This is a genomic window from Delftia sp. Cs1-4, from assembly GCF_000214395.1.
Taxonomy (GTDB): domain Bacteria; phylum Pseudomonadota; class Gammaproteobacteria; order Burkholderiales; family Burkholderiaceae_C; genus Comamonas; species Comamonas acidovorans.
The window spans coordinates 1,619,737-1,632,633 of record NC_015563.1; the positions used below are offsets into that span (position 1 = coordinate 1,619,737).

The following is a 12,897-nucleotide window of genomic DNA, read 5'->3' on the forward strand; positions in this document are numbered from 1 at the left end:
CCATGAAGAAGAAACTCATCGTCGGCAACTGGAAGATGAATGGCAGCCTGGCTGCCAATGCCGTTTTGCTCAAGGCCCTCAAGGAGGGTCTGCCCGAGGGGGGCAATGCGGGCGTGGCTGTGGCCGTGCCTGCCGTCTATCTGGCCCAGGCCCAGGCCGAGCTTGAAGGCTCGGCCATCGGCGTGGCCGCGCAGGACGTGTCGCAGCATGAATCGGGTGCCTATACGGGCGAGCTGTCGGCCGCAATGCTTCGGGATTTTGGCGTGCGCTATACGCTGGTGGGGCACTCGGAGCGTCGCCAGTACCATGGCGAAACCGATGCCGTGGTGGCGCTGAAGGCGCAGGCTGCGCTGGCCAAGGGCGTCACGCCCATCGTCTGTGTGGGCGAAACGCTGGCGGAGCGCGAGGCGGGGCAGACCGAAGAAGTGGTCAAGCGCCAACTGGCGGCCGTGATCCACCAGGTGGGCCAGTGCATCAATGAGCTGGTCGTGGCCTATGAGCCCGTCTGGGCCATTGGCACCGGCAGGACCGCCACACCGGAGCAGGCCCAGCAGGTGCATGCCGTGCTGCGCGCCCAACTGGCGGCTGCCAGCCAGCAGGCCGATCGCATCGCCTTGCTGTACGGCGGCAGCATGAATGCCTCCAATGCGGCCCAGCTGCTGGCCCAGGCCGACATTGATGGTGGCCTGGTGGGCGGAGCGTCGCTCAAGGCGGCCGATTTTCTGACCATCATCGCTGCGGCCCAGTAAGCCGGGGCGGTTTTTCCATTCGCTTTTTTAGCTCTCGCGTTACTAGCAGGTACAACCAATGAATGCATTCGCAAGCGTGATCCTCGCCGTTCAGATGCTGTCGGCTCTCGGCATGATCGGCCTGATCCTGATTCAACACGGCAAGGGTGCCGACATGGGCGCCTCGTTCGGCAGCGGCAGCTCCGGCAGCCTGTTCGGTGCCTCGGGCAGCGCCAACTTCCTGTCGCGCTCCACGGCAGGCCTGGCCACGGTGTTCTTCGTGGCCACGCTGGCGCTGGCCTATCTGAGCAATGCGCGTCCCGTCAGCTCGGGCAGCGTGCTGGAAGGTGCCGCACCCATCACGGCTCCGGCTCCTGCGGCCTCTGGCGCTGCTGGCGAAGTGCCTGCTCCTGCTGCAGGCCAGGCGCCTGCTGCCGGTGCTGAAGGCGCTGCCCAGATCCCCACGAAATAATTTCGAACAAAGTCCTCGGTCCTCCGGGTCCGAGGGTTTTTCAGAGTAGAATCTAGAGATTGTTCGGTAGGCGGAATCTTTGCAACGGAGATAAAGAGCCAGCCGAAATCAAGACTTGCCGTCGTGGTGAAATTGGTAGACACGCTATCTTGAGGGGGTAGTGGCGAAAGCTGTGCGAGTTCGAGTCTCGCCGACGGCACCAAGATATAACTAAGAGCCTGCCCTGCTGATCAGGCTGATCGGTGCGGGCATGCCTTTCAAGGTAGCCGCACACGATGAACATCGACCAGTATCTTCCCGTTCTTTTGTTCATTCTCGTCGGCATGGGTGTCGGCGTAGTCCCCCTGGTACTGGGGTATGTGTTGGGTCCGAACCGACCCGATGCCGCCAAGAACTCCCCCTATGAATGTGGCTTCGAGGCCTTCGAAGACGCGCGCATGAAGTTCGATGTGCGCTACTACCTCGTCGCCATCCTGTTCATCCTGTTTGATTTGGAAATCGCCTTTCTGCTGCCCTGGGCCGTTGCGCTTCGGGACGTGGGTGGGGCTGGTTTCGCCGCTGTCCTGATTTTCCTGACCGTTCTCGTCGTGGGCTTTGTCTACGAATGGAAGAAGGGTGCGTTGGACTGGGACTGAAGCGGGTTCACTAAGGAAACACGATGATCGAAGGCGTGATGAAAGAAGGCTTCATCACCACGAGTTACGACTCTGTGGTGAATTGGGCCAAGACGGGCTCGCTGTGGCCCATGACATTTGGTCTGGCCTGCTGCGCGGTGGAGATGATGCACGCTGCGGCGGCGCGTTACGACATCGGTCGCTTTGGCTCGGAAGTCTTCCGTGCCAGCCCGCGGCAGTCGGACCTGATGATTGTGGCCGGCACCCTGTGCAACAAGATGGCGCCCGCCATGCGCAAGGTCTATGACCAGATGTCCGAGCCCCGCTGGGTCATCTCCATGGGCTCGTGCGCCAACGGCGGCGGCTACTACCACTACAGCTATTCCGTGGTGCGCGGCTGTGACCGCATCGTGCCGGTCGATGTCTATGTGCCTGGCTGCCCCCCCACGGCGGAAGCCCTGATCTACGGCATCATCCAGCTGCAGCAGAAGATCCGCCGCACCCATACCATCGCTCGCGTCTAAGGGCTAGATGATGACTGCTATTGCGATTCACCCCGAAGTGCTTCGGGATGTGGTGGCTGCTGCCTTGGGCGACAAGGCGCGCAGCGTGACCGTGGCCCTGGGCGAGGTGACGGTCGAAGTGTCCGCCGCCCAGTATCTGGAGGCCATGCAGGTTCTGCACACCGCCCCGGATTGCCGGTTCGAGGTCCTGGTGGACCTGTGCGGCGTGGACTACTCCACCTATGCAGAAGTCGGGCGTGAAGGCCCGCGCTTTGCCGTGGTATCCCACCTGCTGTCGATCAGCCTGAACCAGCGCCTGCGCGTTCGTGTCTTTTGCACCGACGACGATTTCCCGGTGGTGGCTTCCGTCACTTCCGTCTGGGCGGGTGCGAACTGGTTCGAGCGCGAGGCGTTCGACCTGTTCGGCATCGTCTTCGACGGCCATGACGACCTGCGTCGCATCCTGACCGACTACGGCTTCATCGGCCATCCCTTCCGCAAGGACTTCCCGCTGTCGGGCCATGTGGAAATGCGCTATGACCCCGAGCAACAGCGCGTGGTGTACCAGCCGGTCACCATCGAGCCCCGCGAGATCACGCCGCGGATCATCCGCGAAGACAACTACGGGGGCCTGCACTGAAGGCGCTCCAGGCGCCTTTTTGATGGACGACCATGGCTGAAATCAAGAACTATTCCCTGAACTTTGGTCCGCAGCACCCGGCAGCGCACGGCGTGCTGCGCCTGGTGCTGGAGCTCGACGGTGAAGTGGTGCAGCGCGCAGACCCGCACATCGGTCTGCTGCACCGTGCGACAGAAAAACTGGCAGAGAGCAAGACCTACATCCAGTCGCTGCCCTATATGGACCGGCTGGACTACGTGTCCATGATGTGCAACGAGCACGCCTACTGCCTGGCCATCGAGAAGCTGCTGGGCATCGAGGTGCCCATCCGCGCCCAGTACATCCGCGTGATGTATTCGGAGATCACCCGCATCATGAATCACCTGATGTGGCTGGGCTCCAGCGGCAACGATGCGGGCAGCTCCACGACGCTGATCTACACCTTCCGTGAGCGCGAAGACCTCATGGACATGTACGAGGCGGTTTCGGGTGCGCGCATGCACGCGGCCTACTTCCGTCCGGGCGGCGTCTACCGCGACCTGCCCGACACCATGCCTCAGTACAAGGCCAGCAAGGTGCGCAATGCGCGCTCGGTCGAGATCATGAACCGCAACCGCCACGGCTCGTTGCTGGACTTCATCGACGACTTCACGCAGCGCTTCCCCAAGTGCGCCGACGAGTACGAGACCCTGCTGACCGACAACCGCATCTGGAAGCAGCGCAACGTGGACATCGGCGTGGTGACGGCCGAGCGCGCCATGAACCTGGGCCTGACCGGCCCCATGCTGCGTGCCTCCGGCGTGGCCTGGGACATGCGCAAGTCGCAGCCCTATGAGGTCTATGACCGCATGGACTTCGACGTGCCCGTGGGCAAGACCGGCGACTGCTACGACCGCTACCTGGTGCGCGTGGCCGAAATGCGCCAGTCCAACCGCATCATCAAGCAGTGCGTGGACTGGCTGCGTGCCAACCCGGGCCCGGTGATCGTGGACAACCACAAGATTGCCCCGCCGCCGCGCGAAGGCATGAAGTCCAACATGGAAGAGCTGATCCACCACTTCAAGCTCTTCACCGAAGGTTTCCGCGTGCCCGAAGGCGAGGCTTACGCGGCCATCGAACACCCCAAGGGGGAGTTCGGCATCTACATCGTGAGCGATGGGGCCAACAAGCCCTACCGCCTGAAGATCCGTCCGCCGGGATTCGCCAATCTGTCCGCCATGGACGAAATGTGCCGAGGCCACATGCTGGCCGACGCCGTGATGGTGCTGAGTACCCTGGACATCGTGTTTGGAGACGTTGACCGATGATTACCGAAGCGACCAAGGAGCGCTTTGCGCGCGAGGTGGCCAAGTACCCGGCCGACCAGAAGCAGTCTGCCGTGATGGCCTGCCTGTCCATCGTGCAGCAGGAGCAGGGCTGGGTCAGCGCCGAGAGCGAGGCCGTGATTGCCGAGTTCCTGGGCATGGCCGAGATCGCGGTGCACGAAGTCACCACGTTCTACAACATGTACAACCAGCGCCCCACGGGCACGTACAAGCTGAACGTCTGCACCAACCTGCCTTGCCAGCTGCGCGACGGCTACAAGGCGCTGCACCATCTGGAATCCCGTCTGGGCATCAAGATGGGCGAGACCACGCCTGACGGCATGTTCACGCTGCAGCAGTCCGAGTGCCTGGGCGCCTGCGCGGATTCGCCGGTGATGCTGGTGAACGACCGCTGCATGTGCAGCTTCATGAGCAACGAGAAGCTCGACGAATTGATCGACGGCCTGCGCGCCGCGGAGGGCAAGGCATGAACGCCGCCGCACAATCGGTCCTGGCCAAGTTTGCCTCTTCGGGCAGCGAAACCTGCTTTCACGACCGCCACATCAATCCGCAGATCTACGCCGACCTGACCGGCGCCAACTGGTCCATCAAGGACTACGAGGCACGCGGCGGCTATCAGGCGCTGCGCAAGATCCTGGGCAAGGATGGCAGCGAAGGCCTGACCCAGGACCAGGTGATCGCCACCGTCAAGGAATCGGGCCTGCGCGGCCGCGGCGGCGCAGGTTTCCCCACGGGCCTGAAGTGGAGCTTCATGCCCCGCCAGTTCCCGGGCCAGAAGCACCTGGTCTGCAACTCGGACGAAGGCGAGCCTGGCACCTGCAAGGACCGCGACATCCTGGTGCACAACCCGCACATCGTGATCGAGGGCATGATCATCGCCGCCTACGCGATGGGCATCTCCCTGGGCTACAACTACATCCACGGCGAAATCTTCGAAGCCTATGAGCGCTTCGAGGCCGCGCTGGAGGAAGCCCGCGCTGCCGGCTACCTGGGTGACAACATCATGGGCAGCAGCTTCAGCTTCCAGCTGCACGCGCACCATGGCTTCGGCGCCTATATCTGCGGCGAAGAGACAGCGCTGCTGGAGTCGCTGGAAGGCAAGAAGGGCCAGCCGCGCTTCAAGCCGCCGTTCCCGGCCAGCTTCGGCCTGTACGGCAAGCCCACCACCATCAACAACACCGAAACCTTTGCGGCCGTTCCCTGGATCATCCGCAACGGCGGCGCTGCGTACCTGGAGTGCGGCAAGCCCAACAACGGCGGCACCAAGATCTTCTCGGTCAGCGGCGACGTGAACCTGCCCGGCAACTACGAAGTGCCGCTGGGCACGCCCTTCAGCAAGCTGCTGGAGCTGGCCGGTGGCGTGCGCACGGGCCGCAAGCTCAAGGCGGTGATCCCCGGTGGATCGTCCTCGCCCGTGCTGCCGGCTGACATCATCATGGAATGCACGATGGACTACGATTCCATCGCCAAGGCCGGCTCCATGCTGGGCTCGGGCGCCGTGATCGTGATGGACGACTCGCGCGACATGGTCGAGAGCCTGCTGCGCCTGTCTTACTTCTACCAGCACGAGTCCTGCGGCCAGTGCACCCCTTGCCGCGAAGGTACGGGCTGGCTGTGGCGCGTGGTCAACCGAATCGAGCACGGCGAAGGCCGTCCTGAAGACATCGAGCTGTTGGACTCGGTGTCCGTGAACATCATGGGGCGCACGATCTGTGCGCTGGGCGATGCGGCAGCGATGCCGGTGCGCGCCATGATCAAGCACTTCCGCCACGAGTTTGAAGCGAAGATCCAGAACGCTTCCAAGCAGGCGGTCCACGCCGCCTGATCGCGAGAAAAGCATATGGTTGAAATTGAACTGGACGGAAAAAAGGTGGAGGTCGCCGAAGGCTGCATGGTCATGCATGCAGCCGAGAAGGCAGGCACCTACATCCCGCATTTCTGCTATCACAAGAAACTTTCCATCGCCGCCAACTGCCGCATGTGCCTGGTGGATGTGGAAAAAGCCCCCAAGCCCATGCCTGCCTGCGCCACGCCCGTGACGCAGGGCATGATCGTGCGCACCAAGAGCGAGAAGGCGATCAAGGCACAGCAATCGGTGATGGAGTTCCTGCTCATCAATCACCCGCTGGACTGCCCGATCTGCGACCAGGGCGGCGAATGCCAGCTGCAGGATCTGGCCGTGGGCTACGGAAGCTCCGCCTCGCGCTACGAGGAAGAAAAGCGCGTGGTCTTCCACAAGGACGTGGGCCCGCTGATCTCCATGCAGGAGATGAGCCGCTGCATCCACTGCACCCGCTGCGTGCGCTTCGGACAGGAAGTGTCCGGCGTGATGGAGCTGGGCATGATCAACCGCGGCGAGCACTCCGAGATCACCACGGTGGTGGGCGATACGGTGGACTCCGAGCTGTCGGGCAACATGATCGACATCTGCCCCGTGGGCGCGTTGACGAGCAAGCCCTTCCGCTACAGCGCCCGTACCTGGGAGCTGTCGCGCCGCAAGTCGGTCTCGCCCCATGATTCCACGGGTGCCAACCTCATCGTCCAGGTCAAGAACCACAAGGTTCTGCGCGTCGTGCCCTTCGAGAACGAAGAGGTCAACGAGTGCTGGATCGCCGACCGCGATCGCTTCTCCTACGAAGCCCTGAACAGCGACGAACGCCTGACCCGCCCCATGCTCAAGCAAGGCGGCGAGTGGAAGGAAGTCGATTGGCAGACCGCCCTCGAATACGTGGCCAACGGCCTGCGCCAGATCAAGAACGACCATGGCGCATCCGCCATCGGTTCGCTGGTCAGCCCGCACAGCACGCTGGAAGAGCTGTACCTGGCAGGCAAGCTGGTGCGTGGCCTGGGCAGCGAGAACATCGACTACCGCCTGCGCAATGCCGAGTTCACCGCCGCCCAGGGCGTGCAGTGGCTGGGCACGCCCATCGCGTCGCTGTCCAAGCTGCAAGGCGTCCTGGTGCTGGGCTCCAACCTGCGCAAGGACCATCCGCTGTTCGCGCAGCGCATCCGCCAGGCTGCCAAGCAGGGCTGCGCCGTGCTCGCCATCAATGAGCGTGTCTACGACTGGGCCATGCCGGTGACGGCGTCCATCGTGGCTGCCCCGGACTGGGCCCAGGCGCTGGCCGATGTGGCCGCCGCCGTGGCGCAGGAAAAGGGCGTTGCCGCTCCCGTGGCCGCCGCCGACGTGCATGCCGAGGCCCAGGCCATCGCCGCCGCGCTGCTGCGCGGCGAGCGCAAGGCCATCTTGCTGGGCAATGCCGCTGCGCACCACGCACAGGCATCGACCCTGCTGTCGCTGGCCAACTGGATTGCCGAGCAGACCGGCGCCTCGGTCGGCTACCTGACCGAAGCCGCCAACACGGTGGGCGCACAGTGGGTGGGCGCACAGCCTGCCGCCTCGGGCCTGAACGCAGGCCAGATGCTGGCCGGCGGCCTCAAGGCCGTGCTGCTGCTGAACAACGAACCCGTGTTCGACTCCGCTGCTGGCGCCCGCGCCGCGGAGGCACTGGGCAAGGCCGAGATGGTCGTGACCCTGAGCCCCTTCAAGGCCAACATGGAATTCAGCGACGTGCTGCTGCCCATCGCTCCGTTCACGGAAACCTCGGGCAGCTTCGTCAACGCCGAAGGCCGCCTGCAGAGCTTCCACGCCGTGGTCAAGCCGCTGGCCGAAGCCCGTCCGGGCTGGAAGGTGCTGCGCGTGCTGGCCAACCTGCTGGGCGTGCAGGGCGTGGACTACGAGACGTCACAGGACGTGCTCGCAGCCGCCACGGCCGCTGCCACCAGCGTGCCTGCCAACCTGCTGGGCAACGGTGCTCCTGCCGTGAATTCCATCGCCAACGGTGCCGGCCATGCCGCGCCCGTGGTGGCCAGCATTTATCAGCTCGACAGCATCGTGCGCCGCGCGACATCGCTGCAACTGACGGCAGATGCACGTCAGGCTCGTGAGGGAGGCGCCGCATGATTGACGCACTCAAGACGGCCGGTGCCGGCCTGATCGCCGCACCCTGGTGGACCGACGTGGCCTGGCCCGTGCTCTGGATCCTGCTGGGCATCGTTGCCATCGTCGCCCCGCTGATGGGCGCCGTGGCCTACCTGACGCTGTGGGAGCGCAAGCTGCTGGGCTTCATGCAGGTTCGCATGGGTCCCAACCGCGTGGGTCCCTTCGGCCTGCTGCAGCCCCTGGCCGACGGCCTGAAGCTGCTGACCAAGGAACTGATCCAGCCCACGGCTGCTGCCAAGGGCCTGTTCTACGTGGGCCCGGTGATGGCCATCATGCCCGCCCTGGCGGCATGGGTGGCGATCCCCTTCGGTCCCGACGTGGCCCTGGCCAACGTCAATGCCGGCCTGCTGCTGATCATGGCCATCACGTCCATCGAAGTCTATGGCGTGATCATTGCGGGCTGGGCCTCCAACTCCAAGTACGCCTTCCTGGGTGCGCTGCGCGCCTCGGCACAGATGGTCAGCTATGAAATCGCGCTGGGCTTCTGCTTCCTGGTGGTGATCATGGTCACGGGCAGCATGAATCTGACGCAGATCGTGCTGAGCCAGGGCCAGGGCCAATTCGCCAGCATGGGTGTCAGCGTCCTGTCGTGGAACTGGCTGCCGCTGCTGCCGATCTTCGTGGTCTACCTGATCTCGGCCGTGGCCGAGACCAACCGCCACCCCTTCGACGTGGTCGAAGGCGAAGCCGAAATCGTGGCCGGCCACATGGTCGAGTACTCGGGCATGGGCTTTGCCATCTTCTTCCTGGCCGAATACGCCAGCATGTGGCTGGTGTCCATCCTGGCCGTGGTGATGTTCCTGGGCGGTTGGCTGCCTCCGTTCGACTTCCTGTCGTTCATCCCCGGATGGATCTGGCTGGCGGCGAAGACTTTCCTGGTCGTGTCCATGTTCATCTGGATCCGTGCCACCTTCCCGCGCTTTCGCTATGACCAGATCATGCGTCTGGGCTGGAAGATCTTCATTCCCGTCACCCTGGTGTGGCTGGTCGTCGTGGGTGGCTGGATGCACTCGCCTTGGAACATCTGGAACTGAGCGGAGCAAGAATGTCTGCGGTTGCTGCTACCCCATTTTCGATCAAAGATTTCCTCAAGAGCTTCATGCTCTGGGAACTGGCCAAGGGCATGGCCCTGACTGGCCGCTACACCTTCCGCCGCAAGGTCACGGTGCAGTTCCCCGAGGAAAAGACACCCCTGTCGCCGCGTTTTCGCGGACTGCACGCCCTGCGTCGTTATGACAACGGCGAAGAGCGCTGCATTGCCTGCAAGCTGTGCGAGGCGGTGTGCCCGGCCATGGCCATCACCATCGAGTCCGATGTGCGTGACGACGGCTCGCGCCGCACCACGCGCTACGACATCGACCTGACCAAGTGCATCTTCTGCGGCTTCTGCGAGGAAAGCTGCCCGGTGGACTCGATCGTCGAGACGCATATCTTCGAATACCACGGAGAAAAGCGCGGCGACCTGTACTTCACCAAGGACATGCTGCTGGCCGTTGGCGATCGCTACGAACCCGAGATTGCCGCCGCCAAGGCTGCGGACGCCAAGTACCGCTGAAGCGGCTCCTTGATCACTTGAAAAGATTCGATCCATGGACGCCAAAACTGGTTTCTTCTATCTGTTCTCGGTCGTGCTGCTGTTTGCAGCCTTCCGGGTCGTCACGGCACGCAACCCCGTGCATGCCGTGCTCAACCTGATCCTGGCCTTCTCGCAGGCTGCCGGCATCTGGCTTCTGCTCAAGGCCGAGTTCCTGGGCGTGACCCTGGTGCTGGTCTACCTGGGCGCCGTGATGGTGCTGTTCCTGTTCGTGGTGATGATGCTGGACATCCGCATCGACGCCGTGCGCCAGGGGTTCTGGAAGCATTTCCCCTTCGCTGCCCTGATCGGTGCACTGATTGCCTTTGAAATGGGCATGGTGCTGATGGGCGGCTTCAGCGGCGTCGAGGAGCCCAAGGCCATTGCGGCCACGGTCAACGCTGCCGGCCAGACCGTGCAGTACTCCAACACCCAGGCCCTGGGCAAGCTGCTGTACACCGAATACCTGTACCCCGTCGAGATCGCTGCCGTGATCCTGCTGGTGGCCATGATCGCCGCCATCGCCCTGACCCTGCGCAAGCGCAAGGACAGCAAGGCAGTGAACCCGGCCCAGCAGATCCGCGTGCGCGCAAAGGATCGCCTCGAGCTGGTCAAGGTGCCGGTCACCCAGGCGCCGCAGGCACCGGCCGCCGAGGCAACCCCCGCCGTGGAGACAAAAGCATGACGTTGACTTTGGGCCATTATTTGACGCTGGGCGCCATGCTGTTCGCGCTCTCCGTCGTTGGCATTTTTCTGAACCGCAAGAACCTGATCGTGCTGCTGATGGCCATCGAGCTGATGCTCCTGGCCGTCAACACCAACTTCGTGGCGTTCTCCAGCTATCTGGGTGACATGCACGGCCAGGTGTTCGTGTTCTTCATCCTGACAGTGGCAGCCGCCGAGTCGGCCATCGGTCTGGCGATCCTGGTGCTTCTGTTCCGCAACAAGACCAGCATCAATGCGGAAGATCTCAACTCCCTCAAGGGTTGAGTCCGCCGTAACTTGCAAGGTTCTTAAGAATGAGTCAAACACTCTCTGCATCCATGCTCCTGGCGGTGCCGCTGGCACCGCTGGCGGGCTCCGTGCTCGCGGGCATCTGGGGCACGGCCTTCGGCGGCAACAAGATCGGTCGCGGCGGCAGCCATACCCTCACCATCGCGGGCGTGCTGATCGCCTTCATCCTGTCGGCCATCACGTTCAACAGCGTGATCTTCGACGGCGCGCGTTTCGACCAGTCCATCTACACCTGGATGGAAATCGGCGGCCTGAAGATGGAGGTCGGTTTCCTGATCGACAGCATCACGGCCATGATGATGTGCGTGGTGACCTTTGTGTCGCTGATGGTGCACATCTACACCATCGGCTACATGCAGGAAGATGACGGCTACAACCGTTTCTTCTCCTACATCTCGCTGTTCACCTTCTCCATGTTGATGCTCGTCATGAGCAACAACCTGCTGCAGCTGTTCTTCGGCTGGGAAGCTGTGGGCCTGGTGTCCTACCTGCTGATCGGCTTCTACTACAACAAGCCCACGGCCATCTTCGCCAACATGAAGGCCTTCCTGGTCAACCGTGTGGGTGACTTCGGCTTCATCCTGGGCATCGGCCTGATCGCTGCCTACACCGGCACCATGAACTACGGCGAAATTTTCGCCAAGCTGCCCGAGATCCAGAACACCCTGCTGCCGGGCACCGGCTGGCTGCTGGTGACGGTGACGGCCATCTGCCTGTTCATCGGCGCCATGGGCAAGTCGGCACAGTTCCCGCTGCACGCCTGGCTGCCCGATTCGATGGAAGGCCCGACCCCCATCTCGGCACTGATCCACGCCGCCACCATGGTGACGGCCGGCATCTTCATGGTCTCGCGCATGTCGCCGCTGTACGAGCTGTCGGACACGGCACTGAGCTTCATCCTGGTGATCGGCTCCATCACGGCGCTGTTCATGGGCGTGCTGGGCATCATCCAGAACGACATCAAGCGGGTGATCGCGTACTCCACGCTGTCGCAGCTGGGCTACATGACCGTGGCCCTGGGCGCCTCCGCCTACTCGGTGGCCGTGTTCCACCTGATGACCCACGCCTTCTTCAAGGCCCTGCTGTTCCTTGGCGCCGGCTCGGTGATCATGGGCATGCACCACAACCAGGACATCCGCTGGATGGGTGGCGTGCGCAAGTACATGCCCATCACCTGGATCACCTTCCTGCTGGGCAACCTGGCTCTGATCGGTACGCCGTTCTTCTCGGGCTTCTACTCGAAGGACGCCATCATCGAAGCCGTGCACGCCACGAACCTGCCGGGCGCAGGCTTCGCGAACTTCGCGGTGCTGGCCGGCGTGTTCATCACGGCCTTCTACTCCTTCCGCCTGTACTTCATCGTCTTCCACGGCAAGGAGCGCTACGACCAGAACCCGGACGCGCACCACGATGACCATCATGCCCATGACGACCACCACGGCCATGGCCACGATGCCAAGCCGCACGAGTCGCCCCTGGTCGTGACCGGTCCGCTGATGCTGCTGGCCATCCCCTCGGTGGTGATCGGTGCCATCGCGCTGATGCCCATGCTGTTCGGTGACTTCTTCAAGGGCGTGATCCACGTCGATGGCGCAAAGCACGGCGCCATGGCCGAACTGGCCGAGAAGATCCACGGTTGGGTGCCCATGGCACTGCACGGCTTCACGGCCGCGCCGTTCTGGCTGGCACTGGCAGGCGTTGTCGTCTCCTACCTGTTCTACATGGTCAAGCCCGAAGTTCCTGCGGCCATCAAGTCGGCCATGCAGAAGATCGGTGTCTACCAGGCACTGGAAGGCAAGTACGGCGTGGACTGGGTCTACGAAAACATCTTCGCCCGTGGTGCTCGCGCCTTCGGCAGCTTCTTCTGGAAGGTCGGCGACCAGGCCATCATCGATGGCGCCATCGTCAACGGTTCGTGGAAGCTCATCGGCCGCATCGGCCAGTGGGTGCGCAAGCTGCAGTCGGGCTATCTCTATCACTACGCGTTGGTCATGCTGCTGGGCGTGTTCGCTCTCATGACGTATTTCGTGTGGCTCAACAAGTAGT

14 protein-coding genes and 1 tRNA gene are annotated in these 12,897 nt (G+C 63.1%); all 15 read left to right on the forward strand.

The window, feature by feature from the left end; genetic code table 11:
* The first annotated feature begins 2 nt into the window (after positions 1 to 2).
* The 15 genes from tpiA (at position 3) to nuoL (ending at position 12,896) form a co-directional block, all read left to right on the forward strand.
* Positions 3 to 749: a triose-phosphate isomerase gene (gene tpiA / locus DELCS14_RS07170; RefSeq protein WP_013801060.1), complete on the forward strand. Its 747-nt coding sequence runs from the start codon at positions 3 to 5 to the stop codon at positions 747 to 749.
* A 58-nt stretch (positions 750 to 807) separates the two neighbouring features.
* Complete coding sequence (gene secG, locus DELCS14_RS07175; protein WP_012206980.1) at positions 808 to 1,200, forward strand: preprotein translocase subunit SecG; 393 nt, start codon at positions 808 to 810, stop codon at positions 1,198 to 1,200.
* A gap of 117 nt (positions 1,201 to 1,317) precedes the next feature.
* A tRNA-Leu gene (locus tag DELCS14_RS07180) sits at positions 1,318 to 1,402 on the forward strand.
* A gap of 73 nt (positions 1,403 to 1,475) precedes the next feature.
* A complete protein-coding gene (locus DELCS14_RS07185; protein WP_012206979.1) occupies positions 1,476 to 1,835 on the forward strand; it encodes an NADH-quinone oxidoreductase subunit A in 360 nt (119 codons plus the stop codon).
* Between the two features lie 23 nt (positions 1,836 to 1,858).
* Entirely contained in the window at positions 1,859 to 2,338 is a 480-nt protein-coding gene (locus DELCS14_RS07190; RefSeq protein ID WP_012206978.1) for an NADH-quinone oxidoreductase subunit B, read from the forward strand.
* A gap of 10 nt (positions 2,339 to 2,348) precedes the next feature.
* Positions 2,349 to 2,957 (forward strand): NADH-quinone oxidoreductase subunit C, encoded by a 609-nt coding sequence (locus DELCS14_RS07195; protein WP_043783660.1) that lies wholly within the window; start codon positions 2,349 to 2,351, stop codon positions 2,955 to 2,957.
* A gap of 32 nt (positions 2,958 to 2,989) precedes the next feature.
* On the forward strand, positions 2,990 to 4,243 hold the full coding sequence (locus DELCS14_RS07200; protein ID WP_013801061.1) for an NADH-quinone oxidoreductase subunit D: 1,254 nt from the start codon (positions 2,990 to 2,992) through the stop codon (positions 4,241 to 4,243).
* The gene (gene nuoE / locus DELCS14_RS07205) at positions 4,240 to 4,731 is read left to right on the forward strand and encodes an NADH-quinone oxidoreductase subunit NuoE (RefSeq protein ID WP_012206975.1); all 492 of its coding nucleotides are present in this window, start codon (positions 4,240 to 4,242) and stop codon (positions 4,729 to 4,731) included. The genes DELCS14_RS07200 and nuoE overlap by 4 nt, the downstream gene beginning before the upstream one ends.
* A complete protein-coding gene (gene nuoF / locus DELCS14_RS07210) occupies positions 4,728 to 6,086 on the forward strand; it encodes an NADH-quinone oxidoreductase subunit NuoF (protein ID WP_013801062.1) in 1,359 nt (452 codons plus the stop codon). Before nuoE ends, nuoF begins: the two co-directional genes overlap by 4 nt.
* 15 nt (positions 6,087 to 6,101) lie before the next feature.
* Entirely contained in the window at positions 6,102 to 8,225 is a 2,124-nt protein-coding gene (gene nuoG, locus DELCS14_RS07215; protein WP_013801063.1) for an NADH-quinone oxidoreductase subunit NuoG, read from the forward strand.
* Positions 8,222 to 9,298: an NADH-quinone oxidoreductase subunit NuoH gene (nuoH, locus tag DELCS14_RS07220; protein WP_013801064.1), complete on the forward strand. Its 1,077-nt coding sequence runs from the start codon at positions 8,222 to 8,224 to the stop codon at positions 9,296 to 9,298. The genes nuoG and nuoH overlap by 4 nt, the downstream gene beginning before the upstream one ends.
* A gap of 11 nt (positions 9,299 to 9,309) precedes the next feature.
* The gene (gene nuoI / locus DELCS14_RS07225; protein WP_012206971.1) at positions 9,310 to 9,819 is read left to right on the forward strand and encodes an NADH-quinone oxidoreductase subunit NuoI; all 510 of its coding nucleotides are present in this window, start codon (positions 9,310 to 9,312) and stop codon (positions 9,817 to 9,819) included.
* Positions 9,820 to 9,853: 34 nt separating this feature from the next.
* Positions 9,854 to 10,522 (forward strand): NADH-quinone oxidoreductase subunit J, encoded by a 669-nt coding sequence (locus tag DELCS14_RS07230; RefSeq protein ID WP_012206970.1) that lies wholly within the window; start codon positions 9,854 to 9,856, stop codon positions 10,520 to 10,522.
* Positions 10,519 to 10,827: an NADH-quinone oxidoreductase subunit NuoK gene (gene nuoK, locus DELCS14_RS07235; protein WP_012206969.1), complete on the forward strand. Its 309-nt coding sequence runs from the start codon at positions 10,519 to 10,521 to the stop codon at positions 10,825 to 10,827. Before DELCS14_RS07230 ends, nuoK begins: the two co-directional genes overlap by 4 nt.
* Positions 10,828 to 10,856: 29 nt before the next feature.
* Positions 10,857 to 12,896: an NADH-quinone oxidoreductase subunit L gene (nuoL, locus tag DELCS14_RS07240; protein WP_013801065.1), complete on the forward strand. Its 2,040-nt coding sequence runs from the start codon at positions 10,857 to 10,859 to the stop codon at positions 12,894 to 12,896.
* Position 12,897 lies beyond the last annotated feature (1 nt).